Below are 23399 nucleotides of genomic sequence, written 5' to 3' on the forward strand. Positions count from 1 at the left end.
CAGTCATTTTTAACTATGATAAATGTCTTTGTGGTTTATCGTCTAATAGCAAGCACTAAGAAACAGCGCTACCCATATCACTGAAAAATCAATAAAAGCAACAGGATAGATTTATGAGTGTGCTACCCAGCAATTTTGAGACTTTGAAGCGTCGAGCCAAGCAAAGTATCATGCCGCTACTGACCCCGCATCTTTTAAAGCTGCGACTCAATACTTACGCGCCCTATATCGGTTCAGGCATCAAAATCGACCACATCAGCCTTGATCAGGGATTATGCGTGGTCAGCATGGAACTGACCACTCTCAACAAAAAATATCGTCGGTACTCAATTCGGTGGTAGTTTATACTCCATGGTAGATCCCTTCTATATGCTCATGCTGATGCATCAATTAGGTAGCAACTATGTGGTCTGGGACAAAAGCTCACATATTGATTTTATCGCGCCCGGTAACAGTAAAGTCACCGCGCGAATGAAAATACCTAGCGCTGAGGTGATTACCATTCAAGAGTTGGCAAAAGACGGTGAAGCTGTATTTCGTGAATATAAAGTCGATATCGTAGACGACCAGCAAAAGCTCATTGCTACCGTGACCAAAACCTTGTATATCAGACTACGCAAGTACAGTAAATCTAAAGAGCAGGCCAGCCGAATTGAAACACCCCATACTGAATAGTTTTTGGCTACTTTACTGGTAAGGCTTTTTGACTAATGACAAGGCATAGTATCTATCAGCTGTGAATATCCAGTTAACCACTCAGCAAGTTTAAATTGATAAGCGCGCGCATACAAAAACCCCAATCTAGCATTCGCATAGATTGGGGTTTTGTCTTTTGGTATGGCCCGCTTATTTATAAATAAACCTATGAATAAGGGCTTGTATCTACTATTACCTTATTTGAGTCAATCCTAAAATAATACGATCAACTCAAAACGGCAAACTTGTGCTTAAATACCAGGTGCAGTATCAACGGCATCAGGTACACCAGCGTCAGTCTTTTTCTGAGCTGGACGTGGCGCAAGTTTTTCGCGGATACGTGCTGATTTACCAGAACGCTCACGTAAGTAGTACAGTTTCGCACGGCGAACAGCACCGCGGCGTTTCACTTCAATGCTATCGATCAGTGGTGAGTGCAGCTGGAATGCACGCTCAACACCAACGCCGCTTGAGATTTTACGTACGGTAAACGCTGAGTTTAGACCACGGTTACGCTTAGCAATTACAACGCCTTCAAAAGCCTGTAAACGCTCACGCTCACCTTCACGTACTTTTACTTGTACCACAACGGTATCGCCGGGTGCAAAGTTTGGGCGCTCGATCAATTGAGCGTTTTCGATGACCTGAACCAATGGATGCTTGTTGCTCATGAGAGTTATCTCCTCACATTAGATAATAGAGGCTTGACGCATATCACCTGTTTGTAATAATTAATTGTATCTCTTTATAGTGAGATACAACATAAATGGGTTATAACCAACGGCCACTATGCGATGACTCGTTTTATTATTGCTCAAAATTCTGTTTGTTAACTGTTTATCAAGCTTAATGAAGATAAAGTCAGGTATCAACAACCTACTTTTTATCTGCTTTTGCTAGTGCTTTAAGCCACTTCGCTTGCTCTACCGTCGGAGTAAACGCTTGCCACAAATCCGGACGACGCGCTTGCGTACGACTGACTTGCTGAGCAAAACGCCACTTAGCGATATTGGCATGATGACCTGAGAGTAATACCTCAGGGACGCTCATACCTGCAAACTCATGCGGCTTGGTATAATGCGGACAGTCAAGCAAGCCATCGACAAACGAGTCTTGCTCCGCTGACTTGTCATCCCCCATGATATCGGGTAGACGACGTATCACGCTATCCATCAGCACCATTGCTGGTAGCTCACCACCAGTCAACACATAATCGCCCAATGATACTTCCATATCGACATATTGTGACAGTAGGCGCTCGTCGATGCCTTCATAACGACCGCATAATAAAATCATGCCATCATAATCAGTCATACCGACTACGCTACTCTCACTAAGCGTTTGCCCTTGCGGTGACATATAAATCACCGGACAATGCTCACTATCGACACGGCAACCGTATTCCTTGGCACGCAAGCGTGCATCCTCAATGGCTTTTGACAATGGCTCAGCCATCATCACCATCCCAGGACCGCCACCATAAGGGCGCTCATCAATACGGCGATAGTTATCAGTGGTATAATCACGTGGATTAATGCATTCAATCGTAACTTGCTCCTGAGTCACTGCCCGTCCCGTGATTCCAAACTCACGAATCGTGGCAAACATCTCAGGAAAAATACTAATGACGGCAAAATACATCTGATGTCTACTTACATTGAGGCTAAAACAATCGGTGTGACTATTAATAAATTCTGATAATAAATTCTGACTAAAAAGCCAGAAGCGATATTACCAGAGGCAATATTAATAATCACTTGGCCATGCCACAAGTACGGTTTTTTCAGTCGTATCGACTTCTATCACCGTTTGCTTATGCCATGGAATTAGGCGCTCTTCATTATCCAAACTGTCTGAATTGGCTGCCACGCGCATGATGTCGTGGGCACCAGTTTCAAACATTTCAGTGATATTGCCTAAATACTCGTTCTGCTCGTTCATCACGCGCATACCGACCAAATCCGACCAATAATATTCGTCTTCAGCTGTTTCCGGCAAGACATTTTGTTCGACCCAAACGGTCACACCGTTCATGGTCTCAGCAACATTGCGATCAGGAATCTGCTCAAATTGAGCCACAAGTCCTGTGCCGTGCTCACGCCAAGCTTTCACAGTCAAAGGTTTCATGCCAGTAGCAGTTTTCATCCACCACGGCTTCATGTCGAATATTGCTGTACGATCATCCGTATCGCTAAATACCCAAAGCCAACCTTTGATACCATAAGGCTTCTTGAGTTGACCAATTTTCATGAGATCACTAGCATTTGGAGTGGATGACATAGCAGCTAACCTAACAATGATTACAACAGCAATTGCAAAAACAATTGTGTCAAAAGCGATAAACAGTTAATGGCGCACCCTGGTCAGACCAGTTACGCTATGTGTTCTAAAGTCTACTGAATCAGCTTGTAATAAGACTACGAGCGACTCAATAACAACGGAAACTTAAGCAGTTGCTTCAGTTTGTGCTGCAGACTTGTTGTAAGCTTTTGCTAATGAAGCAACGCGATCTGAAGGTTGTGCACCTTTTGCGATCCACGCATTGTACGCTTCCATGTTTAGGCGTACTGCTTCTTCAGACTCTTTAGCGAGTGGGTTAAAAAAGCCGATGTTTTCAATGTAGCGACCGTCACGCGCGCGGCGTTGATCAGCAACAACTACTTGATAAAATGGGCGTTTCTTGGCACCGCCCCGTGCTAAACGAATAACAACCATGTGAATTCTCTCTTTCGCAGGTATACCAAAAGGGCATAATTATATCACAGTCTTGATTTATTGAAAACATAAACTGTGCTTATTTAATTATTTATTAACAATAGCTTAAATACCCGTCTATGTAAAACATAATCGAGCATAACCATACGTTTTATACAATTATTAAGGACTCTCTATTTTAATCAGTTACTAAAATATACCGCGCTTTAGATTTGGTATTATTAAAATATTGAGAGGCACATAACAAACTGCTTAAATGAATAGCGTCACAGTAAGATTCATCGATTATGCTATTCTATGGTGTGTTGAAGTAGACTGGCACACCCTACTCTCAGCCGCCATGTTTAGAAATAACCCGCTCTTTCTCCAAAATACAATTGCGGCTTAACTCAAAACCAAATTTAATCAGACATTTTCTTAATCTGCTGGATTTATATGATTACTCCAAACTCAAAGCCCCGTCGCAAAGGTTGGCTGCCACGTTCTTATTCCAATACTTGGCTGACAACCTTGATGGTCGCTTTTATTGTTCTCATAAGTGTGAGTTTGTCGATTTTATTCTTTTGGCGCAGTCTTTATCTGCCAGAACTCAAAAACCATGCGCGTTATTTGACAAGTGAGCTGCGATTAATCAATAGTGTAAATAAAGACTGGCAATATCGTCCTGATATCCGCCAATGGGTGTATCAACATTCTCATGTCGTGGTGGTGAACAACCCCAGTGACTTTCCAGAGGTGGCTGATAAAGCATTTGTGAGCTTCTTTACTGATGTACTTCAGTATGAGATTGGTGCACAGCTGGGTCGACCTGTCGAAGTTTATTTCAAGTTCAAACCAACACCGCAGCTTTGGGTACAAGACAGCCGCGATGACAGTTTCTGGATTCGTGAGCCAGTGGTTTATTACTCGCAGTACAGCCCAACATTGCTCATATTGTTTTTGATTGGTTTGCCTATCTTATCGCTGCTAACGATTATTTTGTTAGCTAGGCAATTGAACCGCCCTTTACGTTATCTACAACGTGCAGCGACTAACTATATTCGTCTGGGTCATGCGACCACACTGCCAACGCAAAAAGGCCCTACCGAGATACGTCAAGTAAACATGGCATTTAACCGTCTATTTACAACATTAAATCAAGCCCAAAAGAGCGAACCATCATGCTCGCAGGTATCTCACATGACCTGAGGACACCATTAACTCGTATGCGTTTGACTGCTGAGATGCTACCAGATGATTTTTTTCGTGAAGGGCTAATTTACGACATTGAGGATATGGATGCGATTTTGGAGCAGTTCATCTCATTTATGAAAGACGGCTCCGATGAGCCAGTTAGCTTGACCAATTTGGACACGATATTTAATGAGATCATGGTGCAGTTCGCACCCATGAAGTTCGTTTATCAATCAGAGTGTCACAAGGTCATTCCTGTACGCCCCTTATCCATCAAGCGTCTCATCATCAACCTGATCAATAACGCCAATCGTTATGGCAAACCGCCGATTTATCTATCAGCCACGGTGATACCAACATTTATAGAAACGGTTGAAGAAGAAGATAGCGATGTCGTCAGTGAGAACGTTGTCAATAAAGAAGCACAAGAGCAACTGATGATTTGTGTGCGTGACTGCGGTGACGGTGTGGCAGAGGATCAATTGGAGCGTATCATGCAGCCATTTGAGCGTGGGGAGACCGCACGTACTACCCAAGGTAGCGGTCTAGGACTAGCCATTGTAGACCGCATTGCACGATTACATCATGGCACAGTTGAGGCCATCAATCATCCCGATGGTGGGTTGCAAGTATGTGTGCGTATACCTCTACTCTCTAAAGTTGCTGGAGACAATACTTTGGCTGCTGATGCAGTCGATGACACATCTACAGTCGATAGTATTACATCGAATGCAGACAACTCTTAACACTATAGCTCAGACAAACCCTGCGTGGATAAATTAATCTTTGCTACCAATGATAGGCGGAATATATTCAGCACTATTAGTAAATGCTAATGGCTGAGTAATTTCTTCTTTGGCTGTCTTTAGCGTTTGGGTTGTTGATGGCTGCTTTAGAAACAAGTAGTAACCCAGCGTAATCGCATTCAATAGCACCAAGCCACCAAATAAATATGGCATCCTTTGCCTCCTGTATTGTCAAACTATCCTAGAATAAGCTGCTGCAAGCATGACACCTGATTATCAAAATATTGGTAATCAGGTTCGTTTAATGATGACAACTTTTTACTTGTCATCATTGTTCAGCATTGTTATTTAGTATCAAAATCGCGTTCGCTTTTTTCTTGCGTCAATTCATCAGCAGCCAAAACTTGTGTCAATGGTTTGATAGGCCATGTCATTACGAATCTTGCGCCGCCAAGTTCTCGGCTCTCATCTACTTTCATACTACCATTAAACCAAAAGGCAATGCGCGATACAATAGACAGACCTAGGCCGTAGCCGCCTGATGCTCGTGTACGGCTATCATCCAAGCGCGAAAACGGTATAAATACTTTTTCACGATCAGCCTCAGGAATACCATGACCGTCGTCTTCGACGCTAACGAAAGCATTGCCCTTCTTAACACCAGCACTCACGATAATAGTAGTTTCAGCATAACGTAAAGCATTACCTGCAAGATTCTGAATCACACGGTGCAGATAGCGTCGATCAGCAATCGCGGTTACTTTCGCATTTGGCAAGTTGGTCACTATTTTAATCGGCTTACCTAGTGCATTGGTCTCACGCTCAATCTGCTGTAGCAGCTCTCTGAGATTTACTGGTTCTAAATCTAATTTTGGCGAGCCCTCTTCGAGCTTGGCATAAGTCAAAATCTCATCAATCAAGCCATTCAGTGATTCGATATCTTCATCGATATAGTCACGCTGCATAAAGCGTGAATCTTCGTCATCAGTATCAGCCAGCATATCTACCGCAAATCGAATACGAGCAACTGGCGTACGAAGCTCATGTGATACGGCTCGCGTGAGCTCTCGTTGCGACTCAATCAAACGCTTTATATGTGACGTCATTGCGTTAAAGGTGGCTGATAGACGTGCGATCTCATCTTGACCAATGACTTGTACTTGAATATCAAGGTTGCCTTTACTCACCTCATTAACACCAACTTGAATCAGCTGTAGCTTGCGCTCAAGTGGGAAAATGAGCGCATAAACACCCAAACTGATTAAAAACATACTAATCAGGATCATACTAATAATCAAATTAAGTGGAAACCAGTTAAATAAGGGTACAGGGCCTATCAAGACTGCCATATCATTGATTTCAGACGGAACCACTATCTTGATGGCCGAGCTACTGGTACTACTATTAGGGTCTTGTAATGAGATGACCACTTCATCGCGGCGTAGGCGTGACATTTGATCTGAATCTAAATCGAGCGTGTTAACAGGCACAAATGCCAGAGGAAAAGAAAATTTCTCCTCAAGTTCGGCCAAGCGTGCACGTTTATCAGACAAGGTGACTTCATAAGACAAATCGTCCAATAAAAAGACCGCAATTGCTCTGACTTGTTGCTCCGTAACCTCCGATATCCGTGCTGTTAGGACATTCTCATTATCCGGCAAGCGATAATAAACATCTGCATACACAGGCTGTTCGACATAACGCACAACGGTATTGTCATTTTCAAAACGTCTCAGCTCGCTTGCGGTAAAATCTATGTCATCAATAGGTATGATTTTAAAATTTGCCCCGAACAAACTACTTGCATCAGACAACCAGTATTCACGCTCTTCTGCAGTGTTTTGGTGAAATACCTTCGCTCACCAAATGAAAAGCCCCCATTGCCATGTTTTCACGGTAGGACTGTACACGCTCCTTATTGATAGTACCCATCAATAACTGCGCAAACAATGCTACGCACAAACAGACTATGAGTAGTCCAGCATAGATACGAACAAAAATACTGTGTTTTAAAGAAGAGACTAATGACATACGTGCCGTGACCAACTTAATAAATAAAAACTGCTGATATCTTATAGCCTATGAGCACTGCTATATTACTAATATCAAGCTCTGTAGAATAGAATGATTAAACGCCAAATAATATACTCAAGTTCATATACCATTATGTTCCATAAAAAACGTGCAAATAGTTTATGTATTTAATCAGCGTCTATAATAATTGCTTAATTAAACCACATAACACCGCATTTAAGTTTAAAAATTAAAATTTAGCCACAAAAAAACCAGCATAATGGCTGGTTTTTTTGTGAAGTGATTCTCAATATTTCATGACTATATGAATCAGTTCGACCTAGTTACCTTCTTTCACGAACAGGTAGCCTTTACTACGTACTGTTTTGATACGTTTTGGGTTCTCTGGATCATCACCGATTTTTGGACGGATACGCGAGATACGTACGTCAATAGAGCGATCTTGACCATCATATTCAATACCGCGCAGGCGCTCAAAGATATCTTCACGCGATAAAATGCGACCAGCATTCGATGCAAGTAACCATAATAAATCATATTCGGCGCTAGTAAAATCTACCAGCTCATCACTAAGCGTGACTGAACGACCACCGTTATCGATGACCAACTCACCAAACTCTAGACGCTGTGGCACATCTTCTGATGGTGCATTTTCTGAGCGGCGCAATAACGCACGAATACGAGCTAATAGTACGCGCGGCTGGGCGGGTTTGGCAACATAATCATCAGCACCCATCTCAAGGCCGAGTACTTGATCCATGTCTTCAGTACGGGCAGTCAACATCAGAATTGGATTTTGATAATGCGGACGCACTTCACGGCATACGGTCAGACCATCGCTACCAGGAAGCATAACATCAAGTACGACCATGTCTGGTTGCTCATTGACGATACGGCGAATAGCGCGGTTACCATCAGTTTCAATTGCTACTTCTAAACCATTTTTGACCAAGTAATCTTGAGTCAACATGGCCAGACGCTCATCATCTTCAACAATCAAGATTCGGGGGTGTTGTCTTCTTCAGTCGTTGTCATTGTTATATCCTCTAATACATCTAAATTAAAAGCAGTAAAAGTAAGAGCGGTAAAAATTAATAGCACCATAAAGTGGCACAATCGATGTTCGTATAGCTGTTACAAACTTAGCAGCACAGTATACTATTAAACCTATCGCTTGCTATACTATAGCTGATAGTCGTTAACAAAACCTATAAACTATACCGAATAAAACTTTAGTTTACGTCCAAGAATAAAGTGATTTATCCTCTACTGGCTAATCGTTTTATTCTGATTTGCCAATCACTGCCTAAATACATATAAATTGTCAAAATGAGTGATACATTACGCTTACATGCGCTCAATCATCACTCCCTATTTACAATGTTTCATTGTCTAATATAACGACATATTACGATTGTCGCCAGTCACTTTTGGACAAATTCTCATATTATTTTATGTGACAATGGATGAGTGGCTATATTTTAAAGAAGACATGAATGATGGATTCATCTATTTGAATTTAGTGAATTTAGCTTGAAAAAACTGACAATAAAAAACCCATAGGCACAAAAAAACAGTCCATAAAGGACTGTCTTATTGTTGCTTGAGGATCCAAGCTAAAAATATCTAACCAAGACTCTGCTTTACGCGCGGTTTTTGTACTTGCGAATAGTTTGTAATTGTCCAACCGACTCTGCAAGCGACGCTAAAGCTGCATTGGTTTGTAGTGTATCAGACTGATTGACCAGCATTTGCTCTGCTTTTTTGCGTGCTTCAACGATTTTGCTTTCGTCAAGATTGTGCGCACGCATAGCGGTATCAGCCAATACAGTTACCATTTTTGGTTGTACTTCTAGTACACCACCTGAAACATAAATGATTTCTTCTTCGCCGTTTGCTTTTTGCACTCGCATTGCACCCGGTTTTAGCAAAGTAATCAGCGGTGTGTGACCTGGCAATACACCAATCTCGCCTTCGGTACCAGTAGCTATTAACATGCTAATTTCGCCTGAATACAACTCTTCACGAGCACTTACGACGCGACATTGTAACGTTGCCATACTTAACTCCCTTACCATCAAAGCGCAATCAAAAAACAGTAAACACTGCGATGCGTTACTAAAGAGTAGATATAAAATTTATATTATACCTACTCATTAACTCATGCTCATACAACTTACGCTGCAGAAGACTTCATTTTTTCAGCTTTAGCAACAACTTCATCGATGCTACCAGCCATATAGAATGCTTGTTCTGGCAGGTCATCATACTCACCTGCGATGATTGCTTTAAAGCTAGCAATGGTATCGCGTAGTGGTACGTATTTACCAGGTGCACCCGTAAAGACTTCAGCGACGTGGAATGGCTGAGACAAGAAGCGCTGAATCTTACGAGCGCGATAAACAACCAATTTATCTTCTTCTGATAGCTCATCCATACCCAAGATAGCAATGATGTCTTTAAGCTCTTTATAACGCTGCAATACTTCCTGAACACCACGAGCAACGTTGTAATGCTCTTCACCGATAACTTGTGGATCTAGCTGACGCGACGTCGAATCTAGTGGATCAACCGCAGGATAGATACCCTGTGATGCGATATCACGGCTTAGTACGACTGTTGCATCCAAGTGAGCAAACGTTGTAGCAGGTGATGGATCGGTCAAATCATCCGCAGGTACGTATACCGCCTGAACTGAAGTAATCGAACCTGACTGCGTTGACGTAATACGTTCTTGCAGTAAGCCCATCTCTTCAGCGAGTGTTGGCTGATAACCAACCGCTGATGGCATACGGCCAAGTAGTGCCGATACTTCTGTACCCGCTAGTGTATAGCGGTAGATGTTATCAACAAACAACAGTACGTCACGACCTTTGCCAGTAACAGGATCTTTGGTATCACGGAAGTACTCAGCCATGGTCAAACCAGACAGTGCAACGCGTAAACGGTTACCTGGTGGCTCATTCATCTGGCCATATACCATTGCTACTTTAGACTTACTAAAGTCTTCAGTGTTTACAACGCCAGCTTCCTGCATTTCGTGATAGAAATCGTTACCCTCACGAGTACGCTCACCAACACCAGCAAATACTGATAAACCTTCATGTTTTAGAGCGATGTTGTTGATCAGCTCCATCATGTTAACGGTCTTACCAACACCAGCACCACCGAACAGACCAACTTTACCACCTTTAGCAAACGGGCAAAGTAGATCAATAACTTTAATACCCGTCTCTAGTAGCTCAGTGCTGTTTGATTGCTCAGCATAACTTGGTGCTTCACGGTGGATAGACCATTTATCGTCAGCAGTAACAGGACCTTCTTCATCGATAGGACGACCAAGAACATCCATGATGCGACCTAGCGTACCAGTACCTACAGGCACAGAAATCGGTGCACCAGTATTAGTAACAGGTAGGTTACGCTTTAAACCTTCGGTTGAACCCATTGCAATAGTACGTACGATACCATCACCTAGCTGTTGCTGTACTTCTAGGGTGGTTTCGGTACCATCTACTTGCAAGGCATCAAAAATTTGAGGAACTTCATTACGGTTGAACTCAACGTCAAGAACCGCGCCAATAATCTGTACAATACGACCGCTACTCATTGCGTTCTCCTTGAACTTCTATATATAGGTGTAGTCAATTATGAAACAGCAGCAGCACCGCCAACGATTTCCGAGATTTCTCGGGTAATCGCCGCTTGACGCAGCTTGTTATAAACCAACTGTAAATCGTTAATAAGGTCACCAGCATTATCTGTTGCCGCTTTCATCGCGACCATACGTGAAGACTGCTCAGAGGCAATGTTTTCCATTACCGCTTGATAAACAATCGACTCGATATAGCGACCAAGCAATTCATCAATCAACGTCTTGATGTCAGGCTCGTAGATATAATCCCAGCTAAGTTCTGTCTGTAGACCACTGTCTTCATCATCAAATGACTGCTCTGGTAGAGGTACCAACTGATTAACCGTTGGCTTCTGAGTCATCGCATTGACGAATCGGTTGTAGACCACATAGATACGGTCAAGTTTACCGTTACTGTAGTCCTCAAGCATGGCTTGAACCGGTGCATTTAATTGCTCAAACGTTGGTTTGTCACCATAATCGGTCACAGCCGATGTAACATTACCACCAAAGTTTTTGAAGAAGCTGACACCTTTGGCACCGATGACTGCAAACTCAGCTTGTACTGACTGATCTTGATAATCTTGGATACTTTTAGTTAAAGCTTTGAATAAGTTAATATTCAAACCACCCGCTAGGCCACGGTCAGAGGTGATGACAATATAGCCAACCTTATTGACTGGACGCGATACCATATACGGATGTTTGTAGTCTGATGAGGCATGCACCAAATGTGAAATAACCCGGCGCATACTATCAGCATACGGGCGACCCACTTCCATGCGCTCTTGAGCACGGCGCATCTTACTCGCTGCTACCATTTGCATCGCACGAGTGATTTTCTGGGTGCTTTTAATACTGGTGACTTTGGCACGTATCTCTTTTAAGCTTGCCATAATGATTCCAATATAAGAGGGTTAAAAAGCATTGGCGCATGCAACAATCATTTGATATACAACATCACTTTTATAGAATAACATTTTATATCTTGTGGCATTACGCGATCTAATACCGGTCATGGTTAAGACAGTGGCGCCAATATCTAGTCAGACAACGCGCCACTTTTCAAACGACAGTCATAACCACTTCGGCTTAACCCATTAAATTAATAACTGTGATTTTGTTTAAAGGTCTCTAACGCTGACTTTAAACGACCTGCGATATCATCATTGTAGTTCGCAGTGTCATCAATCTCACGCATCAATTCACTTTGTTCATCATGCATATAACGCAAGTAGGCTTCCTCAAAAGAACCAATCTTCTCGACTGGTACGTCAGCTAAAAAGCCTTCGTTTGATGCATAGATAACCGCTGCTTGCTCAGAGATTGACATTGGCTGATACTGCTTTTGCTTCATCAATTCAGTAACACGCTCACCATGATCAAGCTGTTCGCGAGTGGCGTCATCAAGATCTGAGGCAAACTGAGCAAATGCTGCTAGTTCACGATACTGAGCCAGTGCGGTACGAATACCACCAGAGAGCTTTTTGATGATCTTAGTCTGAGCAGAACCACCAACACGCGATACCGAGATACCAGCGTTGACTGCTGGACGGATACCTGAGGCGAATAAGCTAGACTCTAGGAAGATCTGACCATCAGTGATCGAAATGACGTTGGTTGGTACGAATGCAGATACGTCACCAGCTTGTGTTTCGATGATTGGTAGTGCGGTTAAAGAACCAGTTTTACCTTTCACTTCACCGTTAGTGAACTTTTCTACGTAATCCGCGTTTACGCGTGATGCACGCTCAAGTAAACGTGAGTGTAAATAGAATACATCACCAGGATAGGCTTCACGACCTGGCGGACGACGTAGCAATAGTGAAATCTGGCGATAAGCAACGGCTTGCTTTGATAAATCATCAAATACAATCAGTGCATCTTCACCGCGATCACGGAAGTATTCGCCCATCGTACAACCTGAGTAAGGCGCGATATACTGTAGTGCTGCAGGCTCCGACGCTGAAGCTACCACAACAGTGGTGTATTCTAGTGCGCCAGTTTGCTCAAGCTTACGTACCACGTTAGCGATGGTCGAACGTTTCTGACCGATAGCCACGTATATACACTTAATGCCTGAAGCTTTCTGTGCGATGATCGCATCGATAGCCATTGCTGTTTTACCAGTCTGACGGTCACCAATGATAAGCTCACGCTGACCACGACCGATTGGGATCATAGTATCAACGGCTTTATAACCAGTCATCACTGGCTGATCTACTGACTGACGATCGATAACACCAGGGGCGATCTTTTCAACTTTGTCAGTCATCTTGGCATCGATAGGACCTTTGCCATCAATAGGATTACCCAAAGCGTCAACAACACGGCCTAGCAGCTCAGGACCTACGGGTACTTCAAGAATGCGACCAGTACAATAGGCTTTTTGACCTTCTTGTAATTTTAGGAAGTCACCTAGTACTACTGCACCAACAGAATCACGCTCTAAGTTAAGCGCCATTCCGTAGACTTCACCTTCAAACTCAATCATTTCGCCGTACATGGCATCTTCAAGACCATGAATCTGCACGATACCGTCAGATACTTTGACAATCGTGCCTTCATTCTTTGCAGTTGCACCCGCATCAAGGTCTTGAATACGCTGCTTAATCAGGTTACTGATTTCCGCTGGATTCAATTGTTGCATTGCCTTGTTTCCTTTAATTTATGATAACCCGCCCACTGACTCAAATGCTCTTACTGTCACGCAGACATTATATGACTGCGTCGATAAATGGCATTAGGCAGTTAGCTGTGTTTTTAACTGTTGTAACTTGCCGCGCATCGAATCATCAATGACTTTATCACCGACTTTGATTGTAGCGCCTGCCAATAAACTTGGATCCACTGATTCATGAATGACTATGCTTGCATTTAGTGATGTAGCAAGACGCGTTTGTAGCATTTGACGCTGTTCATCAGTCAATGGGTAGGCAGAAGTCACATATGCGTCAAGCTGCTTTAAGCTTATTGCCTTGTGACGGCGATAATGCTCATAAACTTCAGGAAGCAGCGCCAGACGCTCTTGTTGCGCCAACTGCTTAACAAAATTATTGAGCTGGGGTGATACTTTAGGGTAGCTAATACTGTTACCGTAGCGAGAACCTTTGCTCTCGCCTAGTAGCTGTTTAAAAGCAGAGTCGCTATCACCGGCTACTTGTGAGTCATAAAGATCGACCAAAGCAGCTGACTTATGCTCAGCAGAAACAGCTGGATTGTCTAGCCAAGTACTGAACGACTTGTCATTGACAACAGTGCTAGCGACAAGTAAGAAATCTTCCCACTCGTGTACAGCGCCGTTTTCATTGGCATAGTCAAACGCGGCTTTAGCGTACGGTCGTGCTAAGGTTGATAAGTCAGCCATTATATCCTCACAATTACAGCTTCGCCGCCAGTTGGTCTAACATACTGGCATGTTTTTGCACATCGACTTTGTCTTGCAAAATCTTCTCTGCACCAAGTACAGCCAGTTCAGCAACTTGGGCACGTAATGATTCACGCGCTTGATTGATTTCTTGGTCGATAGACGCTTGCGCTTGTTGACGAATGCGCTCGCTTTCCGCTTGGGCTTGCGATTTTGCATCTTCGATGAGCTGATTGGCACTCTTGTTTGCTTGCTCGATTAGAGCGGCAGCCTTGGTCTTTGCAAGATCAAGTTCCTGCTGGACATTTTGCTCCGCGGTTGCCAAATCTGCTTTTGCTTTTTCTGCGGCATTCAAACCTTCAGAGATTTTGCGCTGACGCTCATTGATGGCACCGATAAGTGGTGGCCACACGAATTTCATGCAAAAAACCACAAATATTGCAAAAGCAATGGCTTGACCGACGAGGGTAAAATTGATATTCACGTGATCACCTCTTTGTTAATGAAAAATCAGTTTCATTGATCATGTTTGGTAGTCAAATCTTGACTATATTTAATGGAAAACCCTTGAGCACCAAACATGTACAACTGAGCTTTCGGATTAACCTGCTAGAGGGTTAGCGAACAACAATAGCATAGCAATACCAACACCGATCATCGGAATAGCATCCAAAAGACCTGCTACGATGAACATACGAGTTTGCAACTGTGAGCCAAGCTCTGGTTGACGAGCAACGCCTTCTAAGAATTTACCACCTAGAATAGCAAAACCAATACCTGTGCCAAGTGCGCCAAGACCGATAAGTAGTGCTACTGCGATAACTGTGTAACCACCTAATACTGGATCCATTGATGTATCCTCATTTACCTATTGAATGTCTAATTAATGTTCAGTTGATGATGCAAGCGACATATAAACTATCGTCAGCATCATGAATACGAACGCTTGAAGTGTAATAACTAAGATGTGGAAGATAGCCCACGGTACCGATAACGCCCATTGAATCCAAAACGGCATTAGAGCAATCAGTATGAAAATCAATTCCCCAGCATACATGTTACCAAACAGACGCAAACCGAGTGATACAGGTTTTGCTATTAAGGTAACTGCTTCTAGGATGAAGTTGATCGGGATCAAAATCGCTTGTACGATTGGGTTTTTGGCACTAAATGGATGCAGTGTTAACTCACCGATAAAGCCGCCCAACCCTTTTTCTTTAATGCTATAAAAGATAATCAGTGCAAAGACAGAGAACGACATGCCAAGCGTGATGTTAGGATCAGTCGTTGGAACAATCTTAAAGAAAACATGATGGGGATCATGACCCATAGCAGCGCCAACTTGGCCAGCTAAACCTGGAATAAAATCAACAGGGATCAAATCCATCAAGTTCATCAAGAAGATCCAAACAAAATAGTCAACGCCAATGGCGCGATCAATTTTGATGTACCACTATAAGAATCACGAACGTTGTTATCAACAAACTCAACGATCATCTCAACCGCTGCTTGAGTTTTACTTGGTACGCCTGAAGTAACCTTTTTGGCAACCATCCAAAAGATGGTACAAAATAAAATACCCAGACCCACTGACCAGAGCATAGAATCAAGATGGATAGCGTTAAAGCCCATTTGCGCTGCTTCTTCAGCAGTATGAGCGACTTTCCAACCTTCGCCCGGCAGATAACCGTACGTCCAATTCGTTAAGTGGTGAGAGATATATTCTGATGATGTTTGCTCGGATGCCATAATGTAAGCTTCTTATTAATCAACGATTTAATCAACTACCAAAAATATGGTTGTCATCTGATGGGGTTTGTTATTTCTATTTGCCCTGCAATTAAGCAAACAAATAAATCATACTAAAAGCACCCATGTAACCAACAACATCCAACCCATAGTTCTATTACTAATGCTATATTTGATAACTTGACATAAATTTTAGCTATCAAAAAGGGCTTATGATAACTCAGTAATAGCCCTTGCATGTATACGCAAAATTATTATATATGTGCTTGTCTACTGGCCGTTTTTTACGACCGGCGCTTAGTGCAGCGCTTATAAACAAAATATTTAGCTGTCTATATTAATGCAGCGTAGTATTCGTGTAAAGTCAATTATGATTTTATTATCCAATGTATGAATAAGTTAGCTGACAATAACGGCTACTAATATAGTTAGTCGTCCATAACTAAACTGTAAAAATTTAATCATCAATGATATTAGTAGCTAAATTGACTCTACCCTATCATTGTGTCGTTGCATACTACGCCTCATATAAAGGCTCATACTTCGATTTTTATAATCAATGGTGCTGTCATGGGACAGTTTTGTACTTTGACTTTTTGAACTAGTCATAGAGAAGTTGGACGGCAGGGTGACTTGCCATTACTATGAATAAATTATCTATGTAGTGATCATTTATTAGCGCTAGCGTATATGCCACAACATCCAACTGTGACTAATTTGCATTACCATAAAACCGATAAATAGCGCAGGTGCCGATAGGGGTTGTACGGTAATAAAAATTAGTGCGAAACCAAACACAGTCAATAGCCATTTAGCCATCTGACCTCGATATAGCTGGCTAACGATATGTTGGCGCGCGCGATATCCAGTGTACCAAAAGATAAAAAAAGCAAAAACAACTTGAGTCGTAAAACTGAGCAGCGCACCAATGGCGGCGCTTTTTGCTACAGTAAGCTCACTACGTAACCAAATCGTATCTATAATCCAAGCAATAATGATAAGGATAAACAATATCCATGCTTGCCGTTTGATATAGATGCCTATTTTATCTTTTTGCGTGCGTTTGGCAGGCTTGGTCATCGATATTCCTATAGCCTTTCAGCATTGGGATAATATAGCATACTTACATCACTTTTATCCGTAAATGACTTACTCTACAGGCATTATCTTTAAACCAAAATAAAACGCCACTTATTATAAGGAGACAGCCACTATTAAGCAAGTAAAATATGACTTTTATCAGTCACCTAACGCAACCCACTAGTATTGCTATGTTACGTAGCCGTACCAGATACTTGAAAAACAGCTGTCTCACTCTTTTTAAAACTTTAGCTTATAGAACAACCCTAACGAATAGATTCCTATTCTAGGATATACATTGGTGGATTTGCTGAGCCATTTCTGTCCATCCTTCTACAAAGTCTTCGCTATCGCTCATGTCTTCGATTTGGACAGTGGTATTGATAGGCTGCAATTTGACAAGCAATCCTTTGCTAGCGGTGCTCTGATTGACTAAGCACATTTGTTTGGTTGGACGATTATCATTAAGCCAGCGCAATTGACTTGCTTTTGGAGCAAGGTGATGGTCTGGGCTTAAGCTACCTGCCAGCTTTATTTTTGTGGCATTTTCAATATATTGATAGGCATCGTGATAGGCCCAATAAGGACGCTGTTTTTGTGTGGATTGCTGTATTTTCGCTACAGCATTGTCCATACGCTGTGCAAATTTTTGGCGTTGGCTTGGTAGGTACTTTTATACTCTGGATTGGCATGGCTATGAATAACAGCTAAGGCACGAGTAATGGCCTTTGCATTTTCAGGATCGAGCCAGATATGTGGATCAAACGTGCCCGCAATAGGCTTTCCTTGAATATCACGAAGAGGATGCCGAGTAAAAGCATCAAAAGCAAATAAGTCAATGGCATTAGGTGCCATCTCTAAACTGCCAGTCAGGCTGTTTTCTAATGAGGGACCAAACCAAACCACAAATTTACTGTCTTGAATGGCTTTCTTATCACTTGGACTAATACTGCCATGATGCCCCACATCGCCAGCTTGTAAAATTTGGTTAGCAGAAGGTGTGCCTTCCGTTACGGCTTGACTGAGTAAAAACATGGGATGATTGCTGACACTGACCGTTGCTGCGTGCGCGCTTAATGTAAAAGAGCCTAAGACTACCAATCCTGTAATCAGTAAGCGCTGTAACGTAATGATTGAGCGTCGTAAATAAGTAAAAGCAGAGTTCATGGTAAGCTCTTTAATCAATGAGTAACAAAGTTATGAGTCACAGTGTCGTGCCGCATCATTGGATAAAAAATGATCAATATATATAAGCGATGTGGAGACAACTGATTCGATTTCACGTTTATTATGTTATACTATAACAATAGAAAACGCTATCATAAAAAACGTCATGCGATTACCATGCTATTTTGGGAGCCTGTACTATGTCTACTACCTCATCGAATTGCGAACATTTACATGATGTGCAAGATTTGACTCCGCATGACGTTATTGAACGCTTAGCAGCAGCAAAAGAGCACTGTCGTCTAAGTGGGGCACGTTTTACCCCTTGCGCCAGCAAATATATCAGCTGGTTTTAGAGTCTGATCAACCTGTTGGTGCTTATGACTTAATCACGCAATTGCAGCAAATGCGCCTCTTTGAGATGGATGATAGTGATACGCTAAAAGCATCTGGCTTATCAAAGCAATCTGTAGAAAAACCATCAACCAAAAAGCGAGCGCCAAAAATGTTGCGCCGCCGACGGTTTACCGCAGCTTAGAGTTTTTACTAAGTGAAGGGGTTGATTCATCAATTAACGTCTATCAATGCTTATGTTCCTTGCTGCCATCCCAGAGCACAGCACACAGCTGCCTTTTTAATCTGCGATCAGTGCCAGCGAGTTCAAGAATGTAGCAGCTTACCAGTACAAGAAATGATGAGTTTCGCTGAACAAGATGTCGGTTTTACGGTTGAGCGTAGTGTTATTGAGCTGAGTGGTCGTTGCCAAGTTTGCCAGTAAGATTTATTGAGGCTCTTTGGTTGCCTGAAAAGTACGTCGCTGTCCTTGATTGTTTATTTGTATTATCCATTTACCTATTCGTTGTTATCCTATGAGCCTGTCTACCTCACCCCTCTAACCAGTCGACTACTGCTATTGTGAATAGTAGTACCACGAATGAAGCTGGCAAACTGCTGAGCTTGAACGACGTCAGCTACCATATCGGCCACCAACGTTTGCTCTCACATATTGATATCGATATTGCAATCAATGAGACCGTCAGTATTATCGGACCTAATGGTGCGGGTAAGTCAACGTTGGTCAAGCTTATTTTGGGTCTGATCGAATCCACAAAAGGCAGTATCACAGCTCATCAACAGCTACAGTTTGGCTATGTACCGCAGCGATTCGCTGTGCCACCCATATTGCCGCTGCGCGTCTGCGATTTGTTGGGACAAGCAGATAAGAGACGCCTTACCGCTGAGCAGCGACAGTTTATCTTTGATAATTTATCACTAACGCATTTATTGTCACGACAAATGCTGCAATTATCAGGTGGTGAGACGCAGCGAGTGCTACTGGCAAGGGCGCTATTAGATAAGCCCAATTTACTTATTCTAGATGAACCGATGCAGGGTCTCGATCCTGATACCGAGGTTTGGTTATATCAATTTATCGATGAGTTGCCGGAGTTTTTGCGCTGTGCGATGCTGGTAGTATCACATGATCTGCACTGGGTAATGAAAGGCAGTCGCCGTGTCATTTGTCTCCAACAAGCACATTTGCTGTGAAGGGACAACCAAGCGAGCTTGCTATGAGCTCTGAGTTTCAAAAGCTATTTGGTCATCATTATGAGCAGCCATATGTGCATCAGCCACATGCTTGCGAGCATCATGCACCAAGCGAGCTATAACGATAATGACCAAAAACAATGATGAACTAAATCGAAAATAGCTAACATCAAATTCGTTAAAGCCAGCGTTACCAGACCGATAGACAGCACTAACTTTTCTTATAAAAATTTTACGGACACTTCTTATGACCGCTTGGTTAGCCATTATTGCACCTGCTTGGATCGCTGGCAGTATTTTAGCCCTACTATCAGCGCCTTTAGGATGCTTAGTCTTGTGGCGACGCATGGCATTCTTTGCCGATGCTTTAGCACATGGTACCTTGCTTGGAGTCGCACTTGCTGCTTGGTGGCAGTTGCCCATGGGTATAGGTGTGGCATTGGTTAGTGCAGCGGTGGTGCTGTGTCTGGTACTGATGGATGATGACCGTCTGCCAGCTGATGCCGTGCTTGCGGTGGTAGCCGTCACGCTGTTGTGTTTGGGGCTATTGACTTTAACGCAGCTGACCAATCAACAAGCCAATGTCTTGGGGTTTTTATTTGGCAATTTACTTGAACTGGACTGGGCGGATTTGCCACTACTCGCTGGTAGTGTACTGGCTGGGTTGGGGCTACTATTGTATATTTGGCCCGCTCAAATAAAACTTGCAACTCATGAAGCATTAGCTCGCATTCAAGGCATTAACCCGACCCGCCAGCGACTATTTTTTATGGGTGTTCTTGCAGGGTTCTGTGCGATTGCGCTACAAGCTGTTGGAAGCTTATTGATCAGTGGTTTATTGGTATTACCTGCACTAACGGCACGCTTATGGTCTTCATCACCAAAACAAATGGTGATCACAGCGTTTATCATTGCGCAGCTCGGCGTGACGCTTGGCGTGTGGGGAAGTATCTGGCTAGATATCCAGACTGGACTCTCTATCGTATTGATATTAGCGATATTGTTTTTTATCGCGCTAATGATTTCGAAGCTAGCCAAAATAAAATTTCGGTCAGCGCGCTAGCGTGCTGATATATAGGCTATAGCAGCATTATACATCTGCTTTAGTCAACTTTATTTCATTGATATCACTAGAGCTTTCATTGGCTTTATGTTATAAACTTGCTTTGCCATTATTTGTACCGATTCACTATATGACTCGTCATTAATTAGTGTTAATAATAGATTAGGGCGTGTTGAACATTCACAAATAGGCACTGCTGATCGCTAAAATTGTTCCAGACAAGGCACAAAGCGACGATAATGCAGATGCCTTAGCGAGATTTGTAACGCAGTATGGGGCAATTTTAGCATCAGTCCCAACGATAAACGGGGGACAGGACTCTTTTTGCCGCTTCATCGTTAAAAATAAGCGCTTAGAATGACTAAACTTATTATTTTTAACATCGAATCGCCTAAAAAATAGTCGCTGTCAGTGCCATGGTCGAATGTTCAACACGCCCTAATATAATTTTTGAAAATAGTAGATCATTTATCCATATTCGTTCTCACAATGACCATTGTTTTGATTCGATAAGGGACCGACCCAATGCCGAACTATCCCGTCAATAAAATCAGCACGTCCGATGAACAGATAAATATTTTACAAATCACTGATTTGCATCTATCTACGCCTGTCGCTGCTGATACTGACAGTAGTCATGTCAATGAAGTGGGTGATTGTCAGCGTAATTTTGAAGCTGTACTGCAGCAAGCACTGAGTGAAGATATTCGCTGTGATTTGATTATCGTGACTGGCGATCTGGTCAGTAAAGTAAAGCCCGCCACCTATGACCATATTTTTGCCGTACTACAGGCAACTCAAATTCCCTTTGTATGTATCGCTGGCAATCACGATGTGACTGATGAGAATGGTGAAGACTTGCCGTTTTTTCAGCGGACACTCATTGCCCAGCCTGCTGACTCACGCTTACTCAGTCGGCACATCATTGAGAGTGATCACTGGCAGCTACTGTTATTAGACTCGTCTATCACAGGGAAAGTGGCAGGTGAGATAACCACTACAGATATTGATTGGTTATGCAAACGGCTTGAGGCATGTGATAAGCCTGCGCTTATCGCCCCACACCATCACCTCATCCCAGTAGATTCTGACTGGATTGACACCCATATGGCGCAAAACGCTGAAACTTTTTGGGAGTATATGGCGCCTTTTGAGCATTTACAGGTAATCATTAGCGGTCATACTCACCAAGAGCAGATTCGTCATCGTCAAGGTGTGACTGTTTATAGCACACCATCTACCTGCTATCAATTTAAACCTTATTCGCATGATTTTGCTTACGATGAAGCTTGCTTGCCTGGTTACCGCTGGTTGCAATTAGCCAACAATGGAAAGGTTGCAAGCTGGATTGAAAGACTGGATACTTAATGCCCATATTTATTGGTGCATAAAATAGCTATAGCGCTTACACGTCAAGGATTTAGCACCTATTAACTGAAGTGGCACTAGAGAGTAGATTAAGCAAAAATGAGATCAGGGATAAAAAATAACTTCATTATTATTAAAAACAATGATACAACTTGTAAAATGAAGCGAAATGACCTGATATCTCACATTAGTCAGCAATATAGTAGCTAAAATCGTTTTTCACAGTCAGTCATTTACCACATGATTGCAGCCATGCTATTGAACGAAAATTTTGCATCGCAGTATACCTAAGCAATGGTGTGTCGATACCGATAGACCAGCATAACGATATTATTTGATCAGCTGTGTTACTTGTGTTACCAAGTGGTAAAACGTTTGATAAAAGGACAAATTATAGCGTTTGTAAAACTGATAACGTCTTGTCTTTTGATACGTCGTTTTATTGAATTAATTTGAAAAAGTAGGATACCTATATGAGCACCGTGACCACAAATCCAAGTGAAGTCAAGTTTACTCCTTATGTGCCAGCCCCAGACGAAGAGTATATGTCTGATGCACAGTTAGAGCATTTTAAGGCGATTTTGTTGGAATGGAAAAACCAACTGATTGGCGAAGCGGATCGTACCAAAAGCTACATCCAAGACGAATCAAGCGCCATGCCTGATATCAATGATCGTGCCACTCAAGAAGAAGAGTTTGCCCTTGCTTTACGCACACGTGACCGTGAACGCAAACTTATCCGCAAAATCGACAAATCCATATTGGAAATCGAAAATGATGACTATGGATTTTGTGAAACTTGTGGCGTAGAAATCGGTTTGCGCCGTCTAGAAGCACGTCCAACCGCAACCCAATGTATCGACTGCAAGACCTTGTCTGAGATTAAAGAACGCCAAAACCAAGGCGCTTAAATCAGATAGAACTAAGATGACTGTAAAACAAAGCGACCCTATGAGTGGTCGCTTTTTGCATTTTAGACGACCGTTTAGATGACTGCCTCTTCACGCAAACGCTCCCCCTACTCTGTGTTAAGTAGAGGGAGCGTTGGTGAAATGTTGC

The 23399-nt window shown here is 42.6% G+C and carries 19 protein-coding genes and 6 pseudogenes; 7 read left to right on the top strand and 18 right to left on the bottom strand.

All coding sequences use genetic code 11. The features are described from left to right. The first annotated feature begins 113 nt into the window (after nt 1–113). A pseudogene (locus tag PKHYL_RS15865) lies at nt 114–675 on the top strand (DUF4442 domain-containing protein). Nucleotides 676–947: 272 nt separating this feature from the next. On the opposite strand, the gene rplS reads toward PKHYL_RS15865, so the two are convergent. The 4 genes from rplS to rpsP all read right to left on the bottom strand — a co-directional run bounded on the left by rplS (nt 948) and on the right by rpsP (nt 3411). Then, complete coding sequence (gene rplS, locus PKHYL_RS15870; RefSeq protein ID WP_075106449.1) at nt 948–1367, bottom strand: 50S ribosomal protein L19; 420 nt, start codon at nt 1365–1367, stop codon at nt 948–950. Nucleotides 1368–1572: 205 nt separating this feature from the next. Beyond that, nucleotides 1573–2337 (bottom strand): tRNA (guanosine(37)-N1)-methyltransferase TrmD, encoded by a 765-nt coding sequence (trmD, locus tag PKHYL_RS15875; RefSeq protein WP_071002810.1) that lies wholly within the window; start codon nt 2335–2337, stop codon nt 1573–1575. Nucleotides 2338–2442: 105 nt separating this feature from the next. Further along, nucleotides 2443–2976, bottom strand: a complete 534-nt coding sequence (rimM, locus tag PKHYL_RS15880) for a ribosome maturation factor RimM (protein ID WP_071002809.1) — start codon at nt 2974–2976, stop codon at nt 2443–2445. A gap of 165 nt (nt 2977–3141) precedes the next feature. Then, entirely contained in the window at nt 3142–3411 is a 270-nt protein-coding gene (gene rpsP / locus PKHYL_RS15885; RefSeq protein ID WP_021812802.1) for a 30S ribosomal protein S16, read from the bottom strand. A gap of 435 nt (nt 3412–3846) precedes the next feature. On the opposite strand from rpsP, the pseudogene PKHYL_RS15890 reads away from it, so the two are divergent. Continuing rightward, a pseudogene (locus PKHYL_RS15890) lies at nt 3847–5330 on the top strand (ATP-binding protein). Between the two features lie 33 nt (nt 5331–5363). On the opposite strand, the gene PKHYL_RS15895 reads toward PKHYL_RS15890, so the two are convergent. From PKHYL_RS15895 to PKHYL_RS15960, 14 genes and pseudogenes are all read right to left on the bottom strand, one after another. Next, nucleotides 5364–5543 carry a hypothetical protein gene (locus PKHYL_RS15895; protein ID WP_058023511.1) on the bottom strand — a complete coding sequence of 60 codons (180 nt, stop codon included), beginning with the start codon at nt 5541–5543 and terminating at the stop codon, nt 5364–5366. 131 nt (nt 5544–5674) lie between these two features. After that, nucleotides 5675–7361, bottom strand: a pseudogene (locus PKHYL_RS15900) (ATP-binding protein). A 322-nt stretch (nt 7362–7683) separates the two neighbouring features. Further along, on the bottom strand, nt 7684–8334 hold the full coding sequence (locus tag PKHYL_RS15905; RefSeq protein ID WP_240366555.1) for a winged helix-turn-helix domain-containing protein: 651 nt from the start codon (nt 8332–8334) through the stop codon (nt 7684–7686). Nucleotides 8335–9007: 673 nt separating this feature from the next. After that, a complete protein-coding gene (locus PKHYL_RS15910) occupies nt 9008–9424 on the bottom strand; it encodes a F0F1 ATP synthase subunit epsilon (protein ID WP_071002804.1) in 417 nt (138 codons plus the stop codon). Between the two features lie 116 nt (nt 9425–9540). Then, nucleotides 9541–10974 carry a F0F1 ATP synthase subunit beta gene (atpD, locus tag PKHYL_RS15915; protein ID WP_058023507.1) on the bottom strand — a complete coding sequence of 478 codons (1434 nt, stop codon included), beginning with the start codon at nt 10972–10974 and terminating at the stop codon, nt 9541–9543. Nucleotides 10975–11012: 38 nt separating this feature from the next. Next, nucleotides 11013–11894: a F0F1 ATP synthase subunit gamma gene (atpG, locus tag PKHYL_RS15920; RefSeq protein ID WP_071002802.1), complete on the bottom strand. Its 882-nt coding sequence runs from the start codon at nt 11892–11894 to the stop codon at nt 11013–11015. A gap of 209 nt (nt 11895–12103) precedes the next feature. Further along, entirely contained in the window at nt 12104–13648 is a 1545-nt protein-coding gene (gene atpA / locus PKHYL_RS15925) for a F0F1 ATP synthase subunit alpha (protein ID WP_071002801.1), read from the bottom strand. A gap of 93 nt (nt 13649–13741) precedes the next feature. Continuing rightward, complete coding sequence (locus tag PKHYL_RS15930) at nt 13742–14365, bottom strand: F0F1 ATP synthase subunit delta (RefSeq protein ID WP_071002800.1); 624 nt, start codon at nt 14363–14365, stop codon at nt 13742–13744. A 13-nt stretch (nt 14366–14378) separates the two neighbouring features. After that, nucleotides 14379–14849: a F0F1 ATP synthase subunit B gene (locus PKHYL_RS15935; protein ID WP_071002799.1), complete on the bottom strand. Its 471-nt coding sequence runs from the start codon at nt 14847–14849 to the stop codon at nt 14379–14381. A 117-nt stretch (nt 14850–14966) separates the two neighbouring features. Continuing rightward, the gene (atpE, locus tag PKHYL_RS15940) at nt 14967–15215 is read right to left on the bottom strand and encodes a F0F1 ATP synthase subunit C (RefSeq protein WP_010197960.1); all 249 of its coding nucleotides are present in this window, start codon (nt 15213–15215) and stop codon (nt 14967–14969) included. Nucleotides 15216–15248: 33 nt separating this feature from the next. Then, nucleotides 15249–16114: pseudogene (gene atpB / locus PKHYL_RS15945) on the bottom strand (F0F1 ATP synthase subunit A). 681 nt (nt 16115–16795) lie between these two features. After that, the gene (locus PKHYL_RS15950) at nt 16796–17194 is read right to left on the bottom strand and encodes an ATP synthase subunit I (protein WP_071002798.1); all 399 of its coding nucleotides are present in this window, start codon (nt 17192–17194) and stop codon (nt 16796–16798) included. Between the two features lie 286 nt (nt 17195–17480). Then, nucleotides 17481–17828, bottom strand: a complete 348-nt coding sequence (locus tag PKHYL_RS15955; protein ID WP_240365589.1) for a hypothetical protein — start codon at nt 17826–17828, stop codon at nt 17481–17483. After that, entirely contained in the window at nt 17813–18361 is a 549-nt protein-coding gene (locus tag PKHYL_RS15960; RefSeq protein ID WP_240365590.1) for a metal ABC transporter solute-binding protein, Zn/Mn family, read from the bottom strand. The genes PKHYL_RS15955 and PKHYL_RS15960 overlap by 16 nt, the downstream gene beginning before the upstream one ends. 200 nt (nt 18362–18561) lie before the next feature. On the opposite strand from PKHYL_RS15960, the pseudogene PKHYL_RS18355 reads away from it, so the two are divergent. The 5 genes and pseudogenes from PKHYL_RS18355 (at nt 18562) to dksA (ending at nt 23251) form a co-directional block, all read left to right on the top strand. Next, nucleotides 18562–19139 (top strand): annotated as a pseudogene (locus tag PKHYL_RS18355) (Fur family transcriptional regulator). Nucleotides 19140–19276: 137 nt separating this feature from the next. After that, nucleotides 19277–20031, top strand: a pseudogene (locus PKHYL_RS15980) (metal ABC transporter ATP-binding protein). Nucleotides 20032–20156: 125 nt separating this feature from the next. Then, complete coding sequence (locus tag PKHYL_RS15985) at nt 20157–20972, top strand: metal ABC transporter permease (RefSeq protein ID WP_071002796.1); 816 nt, start codon at nt 20157–20159, stop codon at nt 20970–20972. 525 nt (nt 20973–21497) lie between these two features. Beyond that, nucleotides 21498–22340, top strand: coding sequence for a metallophosphoesterase (locus PKHYL_RS15990; protein ID WP_240365595.1), 843 nt, complete (start codon nt 21498–21500; stop codon nt 22338–22340). A 473-nt stretch (nt 22341–22813) separates the two neighbouring features. Continuing rightward, entirely contained in the window at nt 22814–23251 is a 438-nt protein-coding gene (gene dksA, locus PKHYL_RS15995) for an RNA polymerase-binding protein DksA (RefSeq protein ID WP_071002794.1), read from the top strand. Nucleotides 23252–23399 lie beyond the last annotated feature (148 nt).

The organism is Psychrobacter sp. KH172YL61 (assembly GCF_007182895.1).
GTDB classification, from domain to species: Bacteria; Pseudomonadota; Gammaproteobacteria; order Pseudomonadales; family Moraxellaceae; genus Psychrobacter; species Psychrobacter pacificensis.

Coding starts and splice junctions, on each gene's coding strand:
- rplS (WP_075106449.1), bottom strand. CDS start 1,367: ATGAGCAACAAGCATCCATTGGTTCAGGTCATCGAAAACGCTCAATTG.
- trmD (WP_071002810.1), bottom strand. CDS start 2,337: ATGTATTTTGCCGTCATTAGTATTTTTCCTGAGATGTTTGCCACGATT.
- rimM (WP_071002809.1), bottom strand. CDS start 2,976: ATGTCATCCACTCCAAATGCTAGTGATCTCATGAAAATTGGTCAACTC.
- rpsP (WP_021812802.1), bottom strand. CDS start 3,411: ATGGTTGTTATTCGTTTAGCACGGGGCGGTGCCAAGAAACGCCCATTT.
- PKHYL_RS15895 (WP_058023511.1), bottom strand. CDS start 5,543: ATGCCATATTTATTTGGTGGCTTGGTGCTATTGAATGCGATTACGCTG.
- PKHYL_RS15905 (WP_240366555.1), bottom strand. CDS start 8,334: ATGTTGACTCAAGATTACTTGGTCAAAAATGGTTTAGAAGTAGCAATT.
- PKHYL_RS15910 (WP_071002804.1), bottom strand. CDS start 9,424: ATGGCAACGTTACAATGTCGCGTCGTAAGTGCTCGTGAAGAGTTGTAT.
- atpD (WP_058023507.1), bottom strand. CDS start 10,974: ATGAGTAGCGGTCGTATTGTACAGATTATTGGCGCGGTTCTTGACGTT.
- atpG (WP_071002802.1), bottom strand. CDS start 11,894: ATGGCAAGCTTAAAAGAGATACGTGCCAAAGTCACCAGTATTAAAAGC.
- atpA (WP_071002801.1), bottom strand. CDS start 13,648: ATGCAACAATTGAATCCAGCGGAAATCAGTAACCTGATTAAGCAGCGT.
- PKHYL_RS15930 (WP_071002800.1), bottom strand. CDS start 14,365: ATGGCTGACTTATCAACCTTAGCACGACCGTACGCTAAAGCCGCGTTT.
- atpE (WP_010197960.1), bottom strand. CDS start 15,215: ATGGATCCAGTATTAGGTGGTTACACAGTTATCGCAGTAGCACTACTT.
- PKHYL_RS15950 (WP_071002798.1), bottom strand. CDS start 17,194: ATGACCAAGCCTGCCAAACGCACGCAAAAAGATAAAATAGGCATCTAT.
- PKHYL_RS15955 (WP_240365589.1), bottom strand. CDS start 17,828: ATGGACAATGCTGTAGCGAAAATACAGCAATCCACACAAAAACAGCGT.
- PKHYL_RS15960 (WP_240365590.1), bottom strand. CDS start 18,361: ATGAACTCTGCTTTTACTTATTTACGACGCTCAATCATTACGTTACAG.
- PKHYL_RS15985 (WP_071002796.1), top strand. CDS start 20,157: ATGACCGCTTGGTTAGCCATTATTGCACCTGCTTGGATCGCTGGCAGT.
- PKHYL_RS15990 (WP_240365595.1), top strand. CDS start 21,498: ATGCCGAACTATCCCGTCAATAAAATCAGCACGTCCGATGAACAGATA.
- dksA (WP_071002794.1), top strand. CDS start 22,814: ATGAGCACCGTGACCACAAATCCAAGTGAAGTCAAGTTTACTCCTTAT.